The 19,010-nt window shown below is 61.9% G+C and carries 16 protein-coding genes and 1 other RNA gene; 16 read left to right on the forward strand and 1 reads right to left on the reverse strand.

The window, feature by feature from the left end:
- Positions 1-8 precede the first annotated feature (8 nt).
- Complete coding sequence (locus ACNOHI_RS02515) at positions 9-1,712, reverse strand: thiamine pyrophosphate-binding protein (RefSeq protein ID WP_420473051.1); 1,704 nt, start codon at positions 1,710-1,712, stop codon at positions 9-11.
- Between the two features lie 68 nt (positions 1,713-1,780).
- On the opposite strand from ACNOHI_RS02515, the gene rnpB reads away from it, so the two are divergent.
- The 16 genes from rnpB to murG all read left to right on the forward strand — a co-directional run bounded on the left by rnpB (position 1,781) and on the right by murG (position 19,010).
- Positions 1,781-2,112, forward strand: an RNA gene (rnpB, locus tag ACNOHI_RS02520) — RNase P RNA component class A.
- A 296-nt stretch (positions 2,113-2,408) separates the two neighbouring features.
- Entirely contained in the window at positions 2,409-3,650 is a 1,242-nt protein-coding gene (locus tag ACNOHI_RS02525; protein ID WP_420473052.1) for a PHA-depolymerase-like protein, read from the forward strand.
- Positions 3,651-3,770: 120 nt separating this feature from the next.
- Entirely contained in the window at positions 3,771-5,555 is a 1,785-nt protein-coding gene (gene frdA, locus ACNOHI_RS02530) for a fumarate reductase (quinol) flavoprotein subunit (RefSeq protein WP_420473053.1), read from the forward strand.
- Positions 5,548-6,294: a succinate dehydrogenase/fumarate reductase iron-sulfur subunit gene (locus tag ACNOHI_RS02535; RefSeq protein ID WP_420473054.1), complete on the forward strand. Its 747-nt coding sequence runs from the start codon at positions 5,548-5,550 to the stop codon at positions 6,292-6,294. The genes frdA and ACNOHI_RS02535 overlap by 8 nt, the downstream gene beginning before the upstream one ends.
- Positions 6,291-6,704: a fumarate reductase subunit C gene (locus tag ACNOHI_RS02540; protein WP_420473055.1), complete on the forward strand. Its 414-nt coding sequence runs from the start codon at positions 6,291-6,293 to the stop codon at positions 6,702-6,704. Before ACNOHI_RS02535 ends, ACNOHI_RS02540 begins: the two co-directional genes overlap by 4 nt.
- On the forward strand, positions 6,701-7,060 hold the full coding sequence (gene frdD, locus ACNOHI_RS02545) for a fumarate reductase subunit FrdD (RefSeq protein WP_420473056.1): 360 nt from the start codon (positions 6,701-6,703) through the stop codon (positions 7,058-7,060). Before ACNOHI_RS02540 ends, frdD begins: the two co-directional genes overlap by 4 nt.
- Positions 7,061-7,512: 452 nt before the next feature.
- The gene (gene mraZ, locus ACNOHI_RS02550) at positions 7,513-7,941 is read left to right on the forward strand and encodes a division/cell wall cluster transcriptional repressor MraZ (protein WP_420473057.1); all 429 of its coding nucleotides are present in this window, start codon (positions 7,513-7,515) and stop codon (positions 7,939-7,941) included.
- A 9-nt stretch (positions 7,942-7,950) separates the two neighbouring features.
- The gene (rsmH, locus tag ACNOHI_RS02555; RefSeq protein WP_420473058.1) at positions 7,951-8,913 is read left to right on the forward strand and encodes a 16S rRNA (cytosine(1402)-N(4))-methyltransferase RsmH; all 963 of its coding nucleotides are present in this window, start codon (positions 7,951-7,953) and stop codon (positions 8,911-8,913) included.
- The gene (gene ftsL / locus ACNOHI_RS02560; RefSeq protein ID WP_420473059.1) at positions 8,910-9,182 is read left to right on the forward strand and encodes a cell division protein FtsL; all 273 of its coding nucleotides are present in this window, start codon (positions 8,910-8,912) and stop codon (positions 9,180-9,182) included. Before rsmH ends, ftsL begins: the two co-directional genes overlap by 4 nt.
- On the forward strand, positions 9,182-10,939 hold the full coding sequence (locus ACNOHI_RS02565) for a peptidoglycan D,D-transpeptidase FtsI family protein (protein ID WP_420473060.1): 1,758 nt from the start codon (positions 9,182-9,184) through the stop codon (positions 10,937-10,939). Before ftsL ends, ACNOHI_RS02565 begins: the two co-directional genes overlap by 1 nt.
- Complete coding sequence (locus ACNOHI_RS02570; protein WP_420473061.1) at positions 10,939-12,471, forward strand: UDP-N-acetylmuramoyl-L-alanyl-D-glutamate--2,6-diaminopimelate ligase; 1,533 nt, start codon at positions 10,939-10,941, stop codon at positions 12,469-12,471. Before ACNOHI_RS02565 ends, ACNOHI_RS02570 begins: the two co-directional genes overlap by 1 nt.
- Positions 12,471-13,844, forward strand: coding sequence for a UDP-N-acetylmuramoyl-tripeptide--D-alanyl-D-alanine ligase (locus tag ACNOHI_RS02575; RefSeq protein ID WP_420473062.1), 1,374 nt, complete (start codon positions 12,471-12,473; stop codon positions 13,842-13,844). The genes ACNOHI_RS02570 and ACNOHI_RS02575 overlap by 1 nt, the downstream gene beginning before the upstream one ends.
- 1 nt (position 13,845) lies before the next feature.
- Positions 13,846-15,015, forward strand: a complete 1,170-nt coding sequence (gene mraY / locus ACNOHI_RS02580; RefSeq protein WP_420473063.1) for a phospho-N-acetylmuramoyl-pentapeptide-transferase — start codon at positions 13,846-13,848, stop codon at positions 15,013-15,015.
- A 220-nt stretch (positions 15,016-15,235) separates the two neighbouring features.
- The gene (murD, locus tag ACNOHI_RS02585; RefSeq protein ID WP_420473243.1) at positions 15,236-16,738 is read left to right on the forward strand and encodes a UDP-N-acetylmuramoyl-L-alanine--D-glutamate ligase; all 1,503 of its coding nucleotides are present in this window, start codon (positions 15,236-15,238) and stop codon (positions 16,736-16,738) included.
- Positions 16,735-17,943 carry a putative lipid II flippase FtsW gene (gene ftsW / locus ACNOHI_RS02590; RefSeq protein WP_420473064.1) on the forward strand — a complete coding sequence of 403 codons (1,209 nt, stop codon included), beginning with the start codon at positions 16,735-16,737 and terminating at the stop codon, positions 17,941-17,943. Before murD ends, ftsW begins: the two co-directional genes overlap by 4 nt.
- Positions 17,940-19,010 carry an undecaprenyldiphospho-muramoylpentapeptide beta-N-acetylglucosaminyltransferase gene (gene murG / locus ACNOHI_RS02595; RefSeq protein WP_420473065.1) on the forward strand — a complete coding sequence of 357 codons (1,071 nt, stop codon included), beginning with the start codon at positions 17,940-17,942 and terminating at the stop codon, positions 19,008-19,010. The genes ftsW and murG overlap by 4 nt, the downstream gene beginning before the upstream one ends.

Below are 19,010 nucleotides of genomic sequence, written 5' to 3' on the forward strand. Positions count from 1 at the left end.
CCTTAAAGTTACGCGCGTGATTTTTGCGCGGCCTCGCGAATGGATTGCAAGGTGGCATTGGGAGTGATCAGGTCGGCGTCGTAGCGCAATTCGATCAATGCAGGCAACCCGGTCTCGCTGATGTGCGCATCCGCCCTTTTTAATGCCTCGGTGAAACCGCTGGTTGTGTCGACGCTTTCGCCGAAAGCACCATAGGCACGCGCGAGTGCGGCGAAATCCGGATTCTGGAGCGCGGTACCTGAAATACGTGCAGGAAATTCGCGCTCCTGGTGCATGCGGATTGTGCCGTAGGTACCGTTGTTGAAGACGATGAACAGCACGCCCGCGCGGTACTGGACCGCCGTGGCGAGCTCTTGTCCATTCATGAGGAAGTCGCCGTCGCCGGCGAAATTGAGCACGCTTCTTCGCCTTCCATGATGCTGCTCGATGATGCTTGCCCCGACGGCAGCGGGCACACCGTATCCCATCGCGCCGGACGTTGGCGCAAGCTGCGTGCGGAAGCCGCCATAGGGCCAGAAACGGTGCGCCCAGGTGGCAAAGTTGCCGGCGCCATTGGTGACGATGGTGTCTGGCGGCAGCGTTTGCTTCAATGCCTGCACGACCTGCCAAAGGTTGAGCGGTGCGTCGCCACTGCGGAAAACGGGCGGTTCTTCCTGCCATGCCTGGAGCTCGGCGCGCGCCTCTGCGACCGTGCCTGTCCACTGCGGAGATTCGACCGGCGGCATCGCGGCCAGCATGGCGGCGATCTGCGGCATGCCGCTGTTGATCATCAGGTCGGCCTGGTACACGCGTCCCAGCTCTTCCGCCGCGCTATGTATGTGGACGAGCTTTTGCTTCGGGCAGGGCGCTTCGAGCAAGGTGTAGCCACCGGTCGTCATTTCTCCCAGCCGCGGGCCGATCGCAATGAGAAGGTCGGCATTCCTCACGCGCGCCGCCAGCTTCGGATTGATGCCGATGCCGACGTCGCCGACATAATTCGGATGGCGGTTGTCCAGCAGGTCCTGGAAGCGGAAGGCGCACGCGACCGGCAAGGCATTCGCTTCAGCGAAACGGCGGATATCGCTGCAGGCATCCGTGTTCCATCCGGCGCCGCCCAGCAGGACGAGAGGACGCTCGGCTGCGGCAAGCATCTCGCGAAGCGTGTCGATCTGTTGGCGAGAGGGCGATGCCTGGACGGGCTGGCAAGGCCGCGCGTCGAGGACGTCGGCCGTCGACGCCAGCATGTCTTCGGGGAGCGCCAGAACGACAGGGCCGGGGCGACCGCTGGTGGCAACCTGGAATGCACGTGCCACATACTCGGGAATGCGGTCGGCGCGATCGATCTGCGCCACCCACTTGGTCATCGTGCCGAACATGCGGCGGTAATCGATTTCCTGGAACGCCTCGCGTTCGACGAAGCCATTGCCGACCTGCCCGATGAACAGGATCATCGGCGTCGAATCCTGGTGTGCCGTGTGCACGCCGATGGAGGCATTGGTTGCGCCGGGACCGCGCGTCACAAAGCAGACGCCCGGCCGGCCGGTCAGCTTGCCATAGGCTTCCGCCATGAAGGCCGCGCCGCCTTCCTGCCGGTTGGTGATGAAACGGATCGATGAATCATGCAGCGCATCGAGGACGGCGAGATAGCTTTCGCCGGGAACGCCGAAGGTGATATCGACGCCCTGGGTCTTGAGCGCGTCGACCAGGATCTGTCCGCCGGTTCTGTTTGCCATGATGGATTTGCGTGAAAAAAGAATAACGTAGCATATCGCGGGATGCTTCGTGGGCTACAATGTCGCCTGAAGCAAGCCAGACAGCCGCTGGCCATCGCAAGGTGGCGGGAGGAAGGTCCGGACTCCATAGAGCAGGGTGACGGCTAACGACCGTCCGCCGTGAGGCGCGGAACAGGGCCACAGAGACGAGTCTTTGCGACGTTCGCGTCACAAAGGGTGAAACGCGGTAACCTCCACCCGGAGCAATTTCAAATAGGCACGCATTGATGCTGCTCGCGGAGCGTGCGGGTAGAAAGCTTGAGCCGTGGAGTAATTCACGGCCTAGAGGAATGGCTGTCATAGCGAAAGGGTTCGCGCCCGATCGCCGTAACAGAATCCGGCCTATCGGCTTGCTTCACTTTTCTTGATCTGCATCTGCAAATTCTTCCCCCGTGCTGCATCCTCTTCCGGCAATCCGTGCAACTTGAGGCAACTCAACGCGCGACACGTCGTATGCGATAAAGTCCGTTCATCAACAGAGCCTGCTGGCCGTGGGACGGATAACTGGGAATAGTGGAGGTTCGCGATGCAGGATGCGCTCCACCATGGCGGCCGCCAAGCAGTTCGACAAGGGCGCAGCCATCGCCAACCCGCTTCCGAATCTCCCTCCCACGACCAGCCGGCTTTCTTCCGCAGGCCACATAACTTCATAACAATATGCGTACCTGGCTGGCCGCACTCTGTGTTGTCGTGTTCCCCTTTCTTTCGCACGCGGCGCCCGTCGCCCTGCAAAATTACAATGCCGACCTGTCTGAAACCTCGATGTCGGGTTTGTCCTCGGGCGGATTCATGGCGGTACAGTTTGCCGTTGCTTATTCCGCGCTGGTGAAGGGCGTCGGTATCGTGGCGGGTGGGCCTTATTTCTGCGCCCAGGGCGATGTCGATATCGCGACACGAAAATGCAGCTGCACCGGATTGCCGGTCATTTCGAGCTGCGAGGTTGCGCCAGGCTCCACCAGCATCGAACAGCTGGTGGATATCACCAACCAGCGTGCGCGCGACGGCGCGGTGGATCCAACCCGGAATCTGGCGCGGCAGCGCATCTGGATGTTTTCCGGAACGCTCGACAGCGTGGTGCCGCAGCCCGTCATGAATGACTTGTTCACCTACTATCGGCACTACATCGGCGAGGCGAACATCCGGTACCGCAACGATGTGCAGGCCGAGCATGCGATGCCGACCGAGGGATTCGGCAACCCGTGCGCGGAGCTGGGAAAACCTTTCCTCGGCAATTGCGGTATCGACGGTGCCGGAGAAATCCTGAAATGGATCTATGGCGACCAGCTGCGCCCGAAAAACACCAACGGCCTGAGCGGACGGCTGGTCGAATTCGACCAGTCGGAGTTTTTCGATGACCGCAATCCCGAGCGGCACGGCATGGCCGACCGCGGTTATGCCTATATCCCCGCCAGTTGCGACAAGAGCATCAATGGAGCTTGCCGCGTGCACGTCGCTTTCCACGGCTGCCGCCAGAATGCGGAGGAGGTGGACGACAAGTTCATCCGCCACGCGGGGTACAACCAGTGGGCCGACGTCAACAGCATCATCGTGCTGTATCCGCAGACAACATCGACGTTCATGCGCAATCCGAAAGCCTGCTGGAACTGGTTCGACTTCGAACGTGACGATCCCGACTATGCCAACAAGAACGGCCGCCAGATGCTGGCCATCCGTGCGATGCTGGACCGCGTTGCGGGCGTCACCTTGCCTCCCGACCCGGCGCCGCGCTGTTTTACCGCTGCCAACGCCGAACATGTGATTGCCGGCCGCGCGCACGGCTGGTTCTTCATGGCGATGGCCAACGGGTCGAACAAGCTCATGGGCCTGAATAACTTCCTTTCCGTCACGACTCTGAAGCAGGTCGGGCCGAACCATTACGTCGTGGGCAAGTGCATCTGAATCCTTCCTCCATCACCCGTAAAGCTTTGACCTGCGTCATTTGAATCGCCTGTCAACGCGCCTATATTGAATCGAAAGGTTTGCTTACTGGAAAGCAAGCGTTCGGACAAAGGGGCGAAAGTGGACATTTTCGAATCCGATGTAGCCATCGTCGGTGCCGGGGGCGGGGGTCTTCGCGCCGCCATAGCCGTCGCAGAGCGAGACCCGGCGCTGAAGGTGGCGCTGGTGTCGAAGGTCTATCCGATGCGCAGCCATACCGTGGCGGCAGAAGGGGGCTCCGCGGGTGTCGTGCAATCGCATGACAGCCTCGACCACCATTTCAACGATACCGTGACTGGCGGCGACTGGCTGTGCGAGCAGGACGTCGTCGATTACTTCGTCGCCCATTGCACCGAAGAGATGGTGCAGATGGAGCACTGGGGCTGTCCGTGGAGCCGCAAGGATGACGGCCACATCAACGTGCGCGCCTTCGGCGGCATGAAGATCGAGCGGACCTGGTTCGCCGCCGACAAGACCGGCTTCCATATGCTGCACACGCTGTTCCAGACCTCGATCAAGTACCCCTCGATCAAGCGGTTTGATGAATACTTCTGCTGCGACCTGATTGTCGAGGATGGCCGCTGCCAAGGTGTGCTTGCCATCCAGATCAGCACCGGCAGGTTCGTGCTGATCAAGGCGAAATCCGTGATCATCGCCACTGGCGGCGCCGGACGTGTTTTCCGCCAGAGCACCAATGGCGGCATCGTCACCGGCGACGGCATGGCGCTCGCCTATCGCCACGGCGTGCCGCTGCGCGACATGGAATTCGTCCAGTACCATCCGACCGCGATGCCGGGCACCGGGCTGCTGTTCACCGAAGCCTGCCGCGGAGAGGGCGGCATCCTGGTCAACAAGGACGGCTATCGCTATCTGCAGGACTACGGACTCGGGCCGCCGGATCCCTGGCCGCGCAAGAAGGCCATGGAACTCGGTCCGCGCGACCGGCTTTCCCAGGCGTTCTGGCATGAAGACCGCAAGGGCAATACCGTCAGCACACCGCAGGGAAGTGCAGTACTGCTTGACCTGCGCCACCTCGGTGAAAAACATATCCGTGAGCGCCTGCCCCTGATCTGCGAACTCGCCGAGCGCTTCATGGGCATCGATCCGGTGCATCAGCCGATTCCCGTGCGCCCGGCGATCCACTACACGATGGGCGGCATCCTTGTAAACGGCAAGACGGAGGCGCCGCTGCGTGGCTTGTATGCCGTGGGCGAATGCTCCAGCGTGGGGATCCACGGTGCGAACCGGCTTGGTTCCAACTCGCTTGCAGAGTTGTGCGTGTTCGGCAAGGTAGCAGGCGACCAGGCAGCGCAATATGCGCGCAGTGTCAGCCTGAGCGACGGCGCGCTCCTTGAAAAGCAGGCCGAAGCGGCAAGGCAGCGCGCGGTCGACCTGGTCAGGCGCGAGGACGGCAGCGAGCGCATCTCCGTACTCCGCAAGGAAATGGCGCTCAGCATGGAGCGTGGTTGCGGAATCTACCGCATCGGCAGCGAAATGCAGGAAACCTGCGACAAGATCGATGAACTCAAGCTGCGCTTCCGGCGCGTCAAGGTAGACGACAAGTCGAGCGTCTGGAATACCGACTGGCTGCAGGCGATCGAGTTGGGTTTCCAGCTCGATGTCGCGCAGGCCATGGCGTACTCTGCCGTCAACCGCAAGGAATCGCGCGGTGCCCATCAGCGTCTCGACGGTTTCGAGGCGCGCGACGACGTCAACTTCCTCAAGCACACGCTGGCGCAGTATGCAGGCGATGACGCACCGCGCATCAGCTACGGCGACGTCAGGATCACCCGTTCGCCGCCGGCCGTTCGCGCCTATGGCGCAGCGGGAGAGGCACTGCATGAGAAGGAGGCCGCTCATGGCTAGGACGATCGATATGGAGGTACTGCGCTACCGCCCGGAACAGGATGCGGAGCCGTTCTTCCAGTGCTTCTCCGTGCCCTTCACCGATGACATGTCGGTGCTGCAGGGTCTGCAATACATCAAGGACGAACTCGACAGCACGCTCAGCTACCGCTGGTCCTGCCGTATGGCGATCTGCGGCAGCTGCGGAATGATGATCAATGGCAAGCCGGAACTGTCCTGCCATACCTTCCTGCGCGATTTTTATCCAGGCGGAGTGCGCGTCGAACCGCTGAACCATTTCCCGATCGAGCGCGACCTCGTGGTGCGGCCGGACGACTTCATCAGCAAGCTGGAAAGCATCAAGCCCTACATCATCGCGAAGGAAGTGCGGCGCCTCGACCAGGGCGAATACCTGCAGACGCCCGCCGAACGGGACCGCTACGAGCAGTTCAGCTCCTGCATCAACTGCATGCTGTGCTACGCCGCCTGTCCGCAATACGGCCTCAACAAGGAGTTCATGGGCCCGGGCGTTTTGGCACTGCTCCACCGTTACAACAGTGACAGCCGCGATGGCGGACAGGCGGAGCGGATGGAATTGGTGAACGCGGAGGAGGGCGTCTGGAACTGCACCGCGGTCGGCTATTGCTCGGAGGTTTGTCCGAAGGGCGTCGATCCGGCCAATGCGGTCAACGTCAACAAGATCAACAGCGCGAAGGACTTTTTCTTCAACCTGTTGGGGCGCAAGGGAGGCGGAAAATGAGCGACATGCAACCCGATGCCCGCAAGCCCTATGTCCGGCCGATGGCAGGCTGGTGGCGCAAGAATCCATTCTTTGTACGTTACATGGCGCGCGAACTGACCGCACTGGTCGTCGCGGCATATGCCTTTATGCTCCTTGCCGGAGTGCTTTGCCTCGCGCGCGGGGAGGCGGCGTTCGGCGCCTGGCTGGGCGTCCTGCGCCATCCCGTCTCCGTCGCGCTCCATGCGATGGCGCTGGCGGCCATGGTGTACCACACCTGGAGCTGGTTCGACATCATGCCCAAGACCTTGCCCCCCATTATTGTCGGCGGCAAGCGCGTTTCAGGGCGTATGATTACGACGACGGGCGTCGTTGCGGCGGTCGTCGTTACGCTGGTCCTGTTCCTCGCAGTATGGAGCGCCAAGCCATGAAAACACGATCCAATGCACCGATTTTCTGGGCGCTGTTCGGCGCCGGCGGGATGTTGTCGGCATTGACCGGTCCGGTTCTCGTTTTTGTCACCGGCATCGCGATCCCGGTCGGGTTCATCCTGTCACCCGAGGTGATGAGTTACCAGAACATGCTGGGTTTCGCACAGACCGTGCTGGGCAAGCTGGGCATCATTGCCGTCATCGTGCTCTACCTCTGGCACGCGGCACACCGCATCTTCAAGAGCCTGCACGACGTCGGCATCCATCCCGGGCCGACGGCCAAGCTGGCATGCTACGGCACGGCGTTCGCCGGTTCCCTGCTCGCCCTCTACGCGACCCTCGCCGTCGGTTTCTGATCTGTCCCGCCGGGAACGCCCCGGCCGGGCAGGTTGATGACCATTTTTTTACTCCTTTCAGCAACTTTTCTACTTCCCCGTTCCGGCCGGAATCCCAGTCCTGAAGCCGCCTCCGGCTTCTCCAGCGCAACAAATTTTTCCCTTCGCCAAATTTCCATACCTCAGTCAAACACATGTGTAAAGCTGAGACGTCACCTTCAGTGTCTGCGGTAAGTGCTTATTTTTCTTAAGAATTCGCTGGAGGCATTGCTTCAGCGAAACGCGCTAAGTCATTGACTTCATTGATAAAAATCGCATTTTTGAACCCGAATATTACTTGACCGCAAATAAAGCATCCTCTAAAGTGGGCGACAGTGTGAAAAAGTGTATTTTTGTGGGGGATTTTTCAAGAATTCCTTCAAGATACAGATCACAAGCAACTTCAAACAACGACAACCACGAGGGCAATCAGGGTGTTTCAAGGCGCGTCAGCGTTGAATCTCGATGCAAAAGGGCGGATGACCATCCCGTCCAAGCATCGTGACGCCTTGTCGCTTCAGTGCGAGGGACGCATTACGCTCACCCGTCACCCGCATGGTTGTTTGCTGCTCTTTCCGCGCCCGGTGTGGGAAAACCACCGCGAACAGATCGCCGCATGGCCGATGTCTGCCCGCGCCTGGCAGCGCGTCTTCCTTGGTAATGCCTCTGATGTCGAAATGGACTCCGCCGGCCGCATCCTGATTGCGCCGGAGCTGCGTTCAGCCGTCGGCATGACGCGCGACGTCATGTTGCTCGGCATGGGCAGCCATTTCGAGATCTGGGACGCTGAAAAGCTCGCCCAGGACGAGGCGCAGGCCGTGGCGAACGGCATGCCAGATGTACTGAGTAATTTTTCGTTCTGACGGCCCGTGATGACTGAACAAACGGTGCCCGGATTGCAGCACCGCACGGTGTTGCTGGAAGAAGCGGTCGATTCGCTGCAGATCGACGGCGATCGCGCCAATGGCGTGTTCGTTGATGGCACATTCGGCCGCGGCGGCCATAGCCGCCGGATTCTTGATCGGCTCGGCCCGAACGGGCGCCTGATCGCGTTCGACAAGGATCCGCAGGCGATTGCGGTCGCGCAGGCGATTTCGGACAAGCGGTTCGAAATCGTGCATGACAGCTTTGCGACGATGGGGCAGGCGCTCACTTCGCGCGGTGTCATGCAGGTAGACGGAATTTTGCTGGACCTCGGAATCTCGTCGCCGCAGGTGGACGAAGCGGCGCGGGGTTTCAGTTTTCGACTGGACGGTCCGCTCGACATGCGCATGGATACGACGCGCGGGATGTCGGCGGCAGAGTGGCTCGCAACCGAGTCAGAACAGACGATAGGAAAGGTGATCAAAGAATATGGGGAAGAACGGTTTGCTTTTCAGATTGCAAAGGCGATTGTTGCTCGCCGGGCAATCCAGCCAATTTCAGGCACACGACAGCTTGCCGAGATCGTGGCACACGCCGTCAAAACCCGCGAGAAGGGCAAAGATCCGGCCACTCGCACATTTCAGGCTATCCGGATTTACATCAATCAAGAGCTTGAAGAACTCGAAGTAGGACTGAACGCCGCATTCGACAAACTGGCCCCGCACGGGAGACTGGCTGTGATCAGCTTTCATTCATTGGAAGATCGCATCGTCAAGCGCTACCTGGCCTCCAAGGCCAAGGTGCAGCAGCCCGACCGCCGCCTGCCCATCCGTGCCGCCGACCTGCCGCAGCCCGAACTGAAGCTGCTGGCGAAAATGAAACCCTCCGACGCCGAAATCGCCGCGAACCCACGCGCGCGTTCGGCCATCATGCGTGTCGCCGAGCGGATTCCCGCGGGAGGCGCGCAATGAGCGGCAAGATCAACGCAATCCTCACCGCGGCGCTCGTCACCTGCGCCCTTTTCGTCGTGAATTCGCAATACCAGTCCCGGCGCCTTTTCATCGAGCTCGAGCGCGCGCAATCCGCCGCCAAGCAGCTCGAGCTCGAATGGGCGCAGCTGCAGCTCGACCAGTCCACGCTGGCCAAGCATGCACGCATCGAAGCCAACGCACGACGCGACCTCAACATGGTCCCCGTCACGCCTGACCGCACGCAGTACCTGACGATGGGAGGCCAGTAATGCGCGCCCCGTCACGCGCCGCAGCAGGCAAGGGCGTGCAGTTCAGCGCCAGCCCGGTCCTGGCGCTCAAGCTCCCGACATGGCGTTCGCGCGTCGTGCTGTTCGCACTGTTCGCCGGATTTGCCGCCCTCGCGGGTCGCGCGCTCTGGCTGCAGGGACTCTCTACCGAATTCCTGCAGAAGCAGGGCGCGTCGCGCTACGCACGCACGCTTGAACTGCCGGCTACCCGCGGCAAGATTACCGACCGCAACGGCCAGGTGCTCGCCTCCTCCATGCCGGTGAAGGCAATCTGGGCCATTCCCGAAGACGTCCTGGAAGCGCCGGACGAGAAGATTCGCGAACTCGCCAAGCTGCTCGACATGAGCGAGAAGGACCTGCGCAAGAAGCTCGATTCCGATCGCACCTTCGTCTACCTCAAGCGCCAGGTCGAGCAGGACGTCACCGACAAGGTGAGCGCCCTGAACGTGCCCGGCATCGGTATGCGCCGCGAGTACAAGCGCTACTACCCGGACGGCGACGTGATGGCGCACGTGGTCGGCTTCACCAATGTGGAAGACATCGGCCAGGAAGGCATGGAGCTGGCGTTCCAGAAGAACCTCGCCGGCGTCAACGGCAGCCGCCGCGTGATCAAGGACCGACTCGGACGCATCGTCGAGGATCTCGAATCAGTGCGCGTGCCGCACGACGGCAAGGATCTCTCGCTGTCGATCGACCGCAAGCTCCAGTACATCGCCTATTCGCACCTGAAGGAAGCCGTCGAGAAGCACAAGGCGAAGGCAGCGGCGATGGTCATCCTCGACGTGAAGACCGGCGAGGTGCTGGCGCTGGTGAACCTGCCGACGTACAACCCGAACGACCGCTCCAAGCTGACCGGCGCGCAGCTGCGCAATCGCGTCATGACGGATACCTTCGAGCCTGGCTCCACGATGAAGCCGTTCTCGATCGCGCTGGCACTGGAAAACAAGCTGGTCACGCCGATGTCCAACATCCAGACCGCCCCTGGCCGCATCACCATCGGCAAGGCGACCATCGGCGACGCCCATCCGCACGGCGTGCTGACGGTGCAGGGCGTGCTGCAGAAATCATCCAACGTCGGCACCGCCAAGATCGCGCTCCAACTGCAACCGCAACAGATGTGGGACCTGTTCACCACCGTCGGTTTCGGCCAGCAGCCCAAGCTCGGATTCCCCGGCGCGGTCGCGGGGCGCGTCCGGCCGTTCAAGTCCTGGAAGCCCATCGAACAGGCGACCATGAGCTACGGTCACGGCATTTCGACCTCGCTGATCCAGGTTGCGCACTCCTACATGATTTTTGCGCGTGACGGCGACATGATTCCGCTGACCTTGCAAAAGGCCGGAGACCGGCCGATCGGCCAGCGCGTGATTTCGGAAAAGACCGCGCGCGACCTGCGCGTCATGCTCGAAATGGCGGCTGGTCCCGACGGCACCGCGCCGAAGGCGCAGGTGCCGGGCTACCGCGTGGCCGGCAAGACCGGTACGGCCCACAAGCTCGTCGGCGGCCAGTACGCAAACAAATATGTCTCTTCCTTCGTCGGGTTCGCCCCGGTGTCGGATCCCCGCATCATCGTGGCTGTCATGGTCGACGAACCGTCCAACGGCTTCCACTACGGCGGCCAGGTCGCCGCGCCGGTGTTCTCGTCCGTGACCGCCAGCGCGCTGCGCGCACTGAATGTGCCGCCTGACTCCACCGTGACCGACATTATCGTGCCGGCCAACCCCGTCGAGGAGAGCATGTGATGAGTGCGACGACGACCGCGACCGACATTCTCGCCTGGCTGCATGGCAACGCACCCAAGGCACAGTTGTCCTCCGATTCCCGGACCATTGCTCCGGGCGATGTATTTTTCGCTTATCCCGGTGACGCCGCCGACGGGCGCGATTACATCGAACGCGCGGTCGAAGCAGGCGCGCGCGCCGTGGTATATGAAACGAAGGGTTTCACCTGGGACGAGAAGCTGGTGCTTCCCCGTCTCGCAGTGGAAAACTTGAAGGATCTCGCCGGCGAAATCGCCAGCGCCTACTACGACCAGCCCGACGCAGGGATGTTCACCGTCGCGGTGACCGGCACGAACGGCAAGACTTCGTGCACGCAGTGGCTGGGCAAGGCACTGTCGGGACTTGGCGTGCCGACTGCCGTCGTAGGCACGCTCGGCGTCGCCCTCTACCGCAGCGGGAAGCATGGCGGCTTTAATACCACCGGCTATACGACGCCGGATGCGGTCCAGTTGCAGCGCCGGCTGGCGCAACTGAGGACGGCCGGCGCGCAGGCACTCGCGATCGAGGCTTCCTCGATCGGCCTCGACCAGGGGCGTCTGAACGGGTCGCACTTCAATGTCGCCCTATTCACCAATTTCACCCGCGACCACCTCGATTACCACGGCAACATGGAAGCCTACGAGGCCGCCAAGCGCAGGCTGTTCGACTGGCCCGGACTGGATCATGCCGTCGTCAATCTTGATGATGATATGGGCCTGCGACTGGCTGCGCATCTCGCGGCGACCCGTCCGTCGCTGCCCGTGACGGGCTATACGACGAGCGGCAGGCATGCGGGCGCCATTCCAGTCCTGAGCGCGAGCGATATCCGTACCAGCCACGGCGGAACGGTCTTCCGCCTCGATGCACCCGGCGGCTCCGCGCAGGTAAAGACCCAGCTTGTCGGCCAGTTCAATGTCAGCAACGTCCTTGGCGTCGTGGGCGTCTTGCTTGCGCGTGGGATCGATTTCCGCGCCGCGCTCGACGCGGTGGAATCGCTGACATCCGTGCCCGGCCGGATGGAGCAGCTCGGCGGGCAGGACGCCCCGCTGATCGTCATCGACTATGCGCATACTCCAGACGCACTGGAAAAAACACTGGCCACCCTGCGCGAGGTCGCGCAACAGCGCCACGGCAAGCTGTGGTGCGTTTTCGGATGCGGTGGCGACCGCGACCCCGGCAAGCGCCCGCAGATGGGCAAGGTCGCACAGGCCGCGGACCACATCATCGCCACCAGCGACAACCCGCGTAGCGAAGACCCCGCGAAGATCCTCGAACAAATTGTTGCCGGCATCGATACCGCAGCCCTCCAGAAAGATGCGCTGCATGTGATCGAGGACCGCGCCTCCGCCATCCTGTGGGCGGTGCGCCATGCCGGCAAAAGCGACGTCGTCCTCCTGGCAGGGAAGGGCCACGAGTCGTACCAGGAAATCAAAGGCAAGAAACTGCCATTTTTGGATGCAGACCACGCCGCGCTGGCGCTGGCTGCACGGGCAACAATGAAGGGAACAAACTGATGAAATCGTCATTGGCTCAACTGCAGCCATGGATTTCGCAAGCCGTGGTAACGGCAGATGCAGCATTCGACGGCGTCTCGACCGACAGCCGTCAGGTAGCACCTGGCAATTTGTTCGTCGCCCTGCGCGGCGAACGTTTCGATGCGCACGACTTTCTGAATGATGTGGCAGCCCGAGGCGTGGCTGCAGTGGTGGTGGAACGCGTACCGGACGGACTGACCGTGCCGGCCCTGGTGGTGCCCGATACACGCGCGGCCCTCAACGAGATTGGCGCGTTCTGGCGCAAGCAGTTCAACATCCCCGTCATCGGCGTTACTGGTAGCAATGGCAAGACGACCGTGAAGGAGATGGTTGCATCCATCCTGTCCGCCGCTTTCGGCAGCGATAACATCCTTGCCACCCGTGGCAACCTGAACAACGACATTGGCGTTCCGCTCACGGTGTTCCGGTTCCACGGCGCCTGCCAGGCTGCCGTGGTCGAGCTGGGCATGAACCATCCGGGCGAAATCGCCACCATCACCGCGACTGCACAACCGACCGTCGCCCTGGTGAATAACGCACAACGCGAACACCAGGAATTCATGGAAAGCGTGGAGGCGGTGGCGAAGGAAAACGGCAACGTGATCCTCGGCCTCCCGGCCGACGGCGTGGCCGTCTTCCCCGCCGATGACACATACACAAGCCTGTGGCGCACCTACGCAGGCCCGCGCAAGGTCGTGACCTTCGGTTTATCGCCGGATGCCGACGTGACCTGCGCATTCAAGGTGAACGATTTCGGCAGCGACCTGTCCATAACTGCCGGTGGGAAACAGTTCCAGGTAGCACTCTCTGCCGCGGGCGTGCACAACGTCCGCAACGCACTCGCCGCGACGGCATGCGCGCTCGCGATCGGTATCTCCCAGGAAGCGATCATTCGCGGACTGGAAGCATTCGCCCCGGTCAACGGCCGCCTGCAGCGCAAAACGGCAAAGAGTGGCGCCCTGGTGATCGACGATACCTACAACGCCAACCCGGATTCGGTGCGCGCTGCGATCGATGTTCTGTCGCACGCTGCCGCTCCTCGCGTGCTGGTGCTGGGCGACATGGGGGAAGTGGGCGACGAAGGCCCGCAGTTCCATGTCGAGATCGGCAACTATGCACGCGACCAGGGGATCGAGCACCTGCTCACGTTGGGCCAGCTGGCCCGTCACGCGAGCGAGGCGTTCGGTGCGGGCGCAACGCATTTCGAGGATATCGCCGCGATCAACCAGGCTGCCGAAGCACTGGTCACCGCCGACACGACGGCGTTGGTGAAGGGGTCGCGCTTCATGAAGATGGAGCGCATCGTCCAGCACCTCGTCAATCAACAGGATCAAGGACAGGGATCACATTAATATGCTGCTTTGGCTGGCACAATACTTCCAACAAGAACTCGGCCCGCTGCGGGTTTTCAACTTCATCACGTTCCGCGCCGTCTTCGCCACGCTGACGGCGCTGGCGATCGGCCTGATCGCCGGTCCAGCCATGATCCGCATGCTGACCCGTCTCAAGGTCGGCCAGGCAGTGCGCACCGATGGTCCGCAAACCCACCTGGTCAAGACCGGCACGCCGACCATGGGCGGCGCGCTGATCCTGCTCGGTATCGGTATTTCGACCCTGTTGTGGTCTGACTGGAGCAACCGCTTTGTCTGGGTCGTGCTGGTCGTGACCCTCGGCTACGGCGCCATCGGCTGGGTGGACGACTACCGCAAGGTGGTCTACAAGAACCCGGAAGGCATGTCCTCCCGCGAGAAGTACTTCTGGCAGTCGCTGATCGGCATCGCCGCCGCGCTCTACCTTGCTTTCTCCGTCTCGGCGCCGACCAATACCAAGGTGCTGGAACTGTTCATGGCATGGGTGAAGTCCGGCTTCAACATGGACCTGCCGCCCAAGGCCGACCTGATCGTCCCCTTCTTCAAGACCATCAGCTACCCGCTGGGCGTCTGGGGCTTCATCGCGCTGACCTATTTCGTCATCGTCGGCACCAGCAACGCGGTGAACCTGACGGACGGCCTGGATGGCCTCGCGATTATGCCGACAGTGATGGTTGGATCGGCTCTTGGGCTCATCGCCTACCTCACAGGCAGCGTGGTGTACGCGAAATACCTCTTTATTCCTCACATACCCGGGTCCGCGGAACTGCTAATCTTTTGTGGGGCCATGGCAGGTGCCGGGCTTGCGTTCCTCTGGTTTAACGCACATCCGGCCCAAGTTTTCATGGGCGACGTCGGTGCACTGGCACTCGGTGGCGCTCTCGGAACCATCGCTGTCATCGTCCGGCAGGAGATCGTCCTGTTCATCATGGGCGGCATCTTCGTAGTCGAGACGCTGTCGGTGATGCTCCAGGTCGGCTACTTCAAGTACACGAAGAAGCGCCATGGCGTAGGTCGGCGGATCCTGCTGATGGCACCGTTGCACCACCACTTCGAGCAGAAGGGGTGGAAAGAGACAAAGGTGGTGGTCCGCTTCTGGATCATCACGATGATGCTGGTGCTGTTCGGTCTGTCGACATTGAAGTTGCGTTAAACAGGGATTTTTGGGGAAAAGCGGCGTGGAAAACAACGTGCACGAAGAGCAGGGAGACAACGCGGTTGACAGCGCCGGTGGCGACGTCAACGAGATCGTTGCCGCCGTTGCTGCCGACGTTGAGCCGCAGGAGCCGGCAGGCGAGGGCATTGCAGAGCCGGCCGCGGAAGTCCCCGTAGAGGTCGTGGCGGAGGAAGTGCCGCCTGCGCCGACCGTCACGATGGAAGAAAGCCTTGCCTATCAGGGCAAGCGGATCCTCGTACTCGGCCTCGGCGAATCCGGTTTGGCGATGGCGCGCTGGCTGGCCCGCTTCGGTGTCGCTGTCCGCGTGGCAGACACCCGTCCCGCACCGGACCGCCTGCCCGCACTGCGGGAAGCGATTCCGGATGCGGAATTCATTGCCGGCCCGTTCAGCGCAGGCCTCCTTGAAGGCGTCGACTTTGTCGCCGTCAGTCCCGGCCTTGCGCCCGACCGCGAACTGGCCGACATCATTCCCGCAGCAACGGAAAAGAATATCCCTCTTTGGGGCGAAATCGAGCTGTTCGCACAGGCGCTTGCCGCCTTGCGCGCGTCACGCCTCTACGCGCCCAAAGTCATTGCCATCACCGGCACCAACGGCAAGACCACCGTCACCAGCCTGACCGGCCTGCTGTGCCGCCGGGCCGGACTGAAGACGGTTGTCGCCGGCAATATCAGTCCCGCGGCGCTCGATGTGCTGCGCGACGCGCTCGACAGCGACGACCTGCCGCAGGCATGGGTGCTCGAATTGTCGAGCTTCCAGCTTCATACGACTTTCAGCCTGCAGGCCGACGTCGCCACGGTGCTGAACGTCACCCAGGACCATCTCGACTGGCACGGCAGCATGGACGCCTATGCAACCGACAAGGCTCGCATTTTCGGCGCGCGGACGATCCGCCTGCTGAACCGCAACGATGTACGCGTCATGCAGATGGGATCCCCGCTTGCGAGCTGCATCAGCTTCGGCACGGACGAGCCCACGAAGCCGGACTGCTTCGGCCTGCTCAATGACAACGGCATGCACTGGCTGACCACAGCGATTGCGCTTGACGAAGGTGAAAAACCGCGCCGTAAAAAGGACATCGTTGAAGTGCCCGTGATGGTCAAGCGCCTGATGCCGGCCGACGCACTGAAAATTCGCGGGCAGCACAATGCCGTCAACGCTTTGGCCGCGCTGGCGCTGTGCCGTTCCATCGGCCTGCCGCTCGCGCCGCTACTGCATGGCCTGCGCGAGTATCGTGGCGAACCGCACCGCGTCGAGCTCGTCGGGAACATCGGCGGCGTCGATTACTACGACGACAGCAAGGGCACGAACGTCGGCGCGACTGTCGCTGCCTTGAATGGCCTCGGCGCAGAACTTGACGCGTCCCGCCTGGTGCTGATCGCCGGTGGCGACGGCAAGGGGCAGGATTTCTCGCCGCTTGCTGACCCGGCGGCCAAATTCGTCAAGGCGGTCTTCCTGATCGGCAAGGATGCGCCTGCGATCCGTGCCGCCATCGGTCAATCCGGCGTCGACCTCATTGATTGCGCAACGCTGGAAGAGGCGGTGCAGAAGGCTTCCGAACTGGCTCAGAGCGGTGACGCCGTGTTGCTTTCGCCTGCCTGCGCCAGCCTCGACATGTTCAAGAATTACGCCCATCGTGCACAGGTTTTTGTGGATGCCGTGCGTGAGGTCGCATTGTCTCGTGGCGAGGTGATCGCATGAAGTTTGCGATGCCATCCTTCTCGTCTTCTTCCGCCTCGGCGCCGCTGCCCGGCGTCGTGCAGCGCTCGAAGATGATGGAGTACGACCAGCCCCTGGTATGGGTGGTCCTGCTCCTGATGCTGTTCGGGATGGTGATGGTGTATTCGGCCTCGATCGCGCTGCCGGACTCGCCCAAGTATGCGAATTACAAGAATACGCACTTCCTCGTCAGGCAGGGCCTTTATATTGGCGCCGCGTTGTTCGCCGGCTTGCTCGCCTTCCGCGTGCGTATCGAGACATGGCAGAAGCTCGCGCCCTACCTCTTCGTGGGCACATTGATCCTGCTCGCTCTGGTGCTGGTTCCCGGCGTCGGCAAAGGCGTCAATGGCGCGCGTCGCTGGCTGTCGTTCAAGGTCTTCAATCTGCAGCCGTCCGAGCTGATGAAGCTGTTCGTCGTGCTGTATGCCGCGGACTACACGGTGCGCAAGCAGCAAGTGATGCACAAGCTGACCAAGGGCTTCATGCCGATGACAGCCGCAATCGGCTTCGTCGGTCTGCTGCTGCTCCTCGAACCCGACCTCGGCGCCTTCGGTGTAATTGTCTGCATCGCCATGGGCATCCTGTTCCTCGGCGGGATCAATGGCATCTGGTTCGGCGGTATAGGCGCGACGCTGGTCGGCATCTTCACCATGGTCATCCTGCTTTCGCCCTGGCGTCGCGAGCGCATCTTCGCCTACCTGAATCCCTGGACGGAAGAGAACGCGCTCGGCAAGGCGTACCAGCTGTCGCACTCGCTGATCGCTTTCGGGCGCGGAGAACTGTTTGGTGTCGGTTTGGGCGGCAGTGTCGAGAAACTGCACTACCTGCCGGAAGCACATACCGACTTCCTGCTGGCCGTCATCGGCGAAGAGCTGGGATTTGCCGGCGTGCTGGTGGTTGTCGCGCTGTTCTACTGGATCGTCAAACGGTCTTTCGAAATCGGCCGTCAGGCGATCGCCATGGATATGACGTTCGCCGGTCTTGCGGCGAAGGGTATCGGTATCTGGATCGGCGTGCAGGCCTTCATCAACATGGGCGTGAACCTGGGTTTGCTGCCGACCAAAGGATTGACCTTGCCGCTGATGAGTTACGGCGGTTCGGGCGTACTGATTAACTGTGTAGGACTGGCAATTCTATTGCGCATTGATTACGAGAATAGAGTGCTGATGAGAGGAGGCCGCGTATGAAGCGTCTCCTGATCATGGCAGCTGGCACGGGCGGCCACATCTTCCCGGGCCTGGCGATTGCGCAGACGATGCAGGCACGCGGCTGGCAAGTGTCCTGGCTGGGCACTATGCATGGCATGGAGCGCGACATCGTGCCGAAGCACAGGATCGAAATGGATTCGATCGACTTCGCCGGCGTGCGCGGCAAGGGTTTGGCGCACACCGTGCGCGGCATGTTCAAGATGGCAGCGGCGTTCGCCTCCTGCTTCAGCATCATCGGCCGGCGCAAGCCGAGCGTGGTGTTGGGCATGGGCGGTTACGTCACGGTACCGGGCGGGATGATGGCGAAGGCGCGCGGTGTTCCATTGGTTCTGGTAAACGCGGACGCAGCCCTGCTGCTGTCGAACAAGACGCTCGCGCCGGTGGCACAGCGTGTTCTGTTCGGTTTCCCGGCCGATTTCGGCAGTGCCGCTTCCAAGGCACTGGTGACCGGCAACCCGGTACGCAAGGAAATCATCGAGGTTGCACCGCCTGCGCAACGCTACGCGGCGCGCACCGGTCCGCTGCGCCTGCTGGTGGTGGGCGGCAGTCTCGGTGCCAAAGTATTGAACGAATGCCTGCCCGCTGCGCTGGCTCGTATTCCGGCCGACATGCGTCCGATCGTGACGCACCAGTCCGGCAAGCAGCACATCGACGTCCTTCGCAAGGCCTATGCCGACGCGCAGGTGCAGGCAGAAGTCGTGGATTTCATCGATGACATGCCGCGCCGTTACGCGGAAGCCGACCTCGTGATCTGCCGCGCAGGCGCGATCACGGTGTCCGAGCTCACGGCGGCCGGCGTGGCCAGCGTGCTCGTGCCGCTGGTGGCATCGACAACCTCGCACCAGCGCGACAATGCGCAGTGGATGGCGAGCCAGAAGGCGGCAGTTCATTTGCCGCAGGGAGAATTGAATCCGGAACGGATGGCGCAACTGTTGCAGTCGCTTACCCGTGAGGAATGCAGGACGATGGCAGAGGCGGCGCACGGCATCGGAAGACGCCAGGCGAACGAAGCGATTGCGAACGTACTGGAAGAATTGGCCAAATAA

The sequence above is a fragment of the Noviherbaspirillum sp. ST9 genome, assembly GCF_048799745.1.
Lineage (GTDB): Bacteria > Pseudomonadota > Gammaproteobacteria > Burkholderiales > Burkholderiaceae_D > Noviherbaspirillum.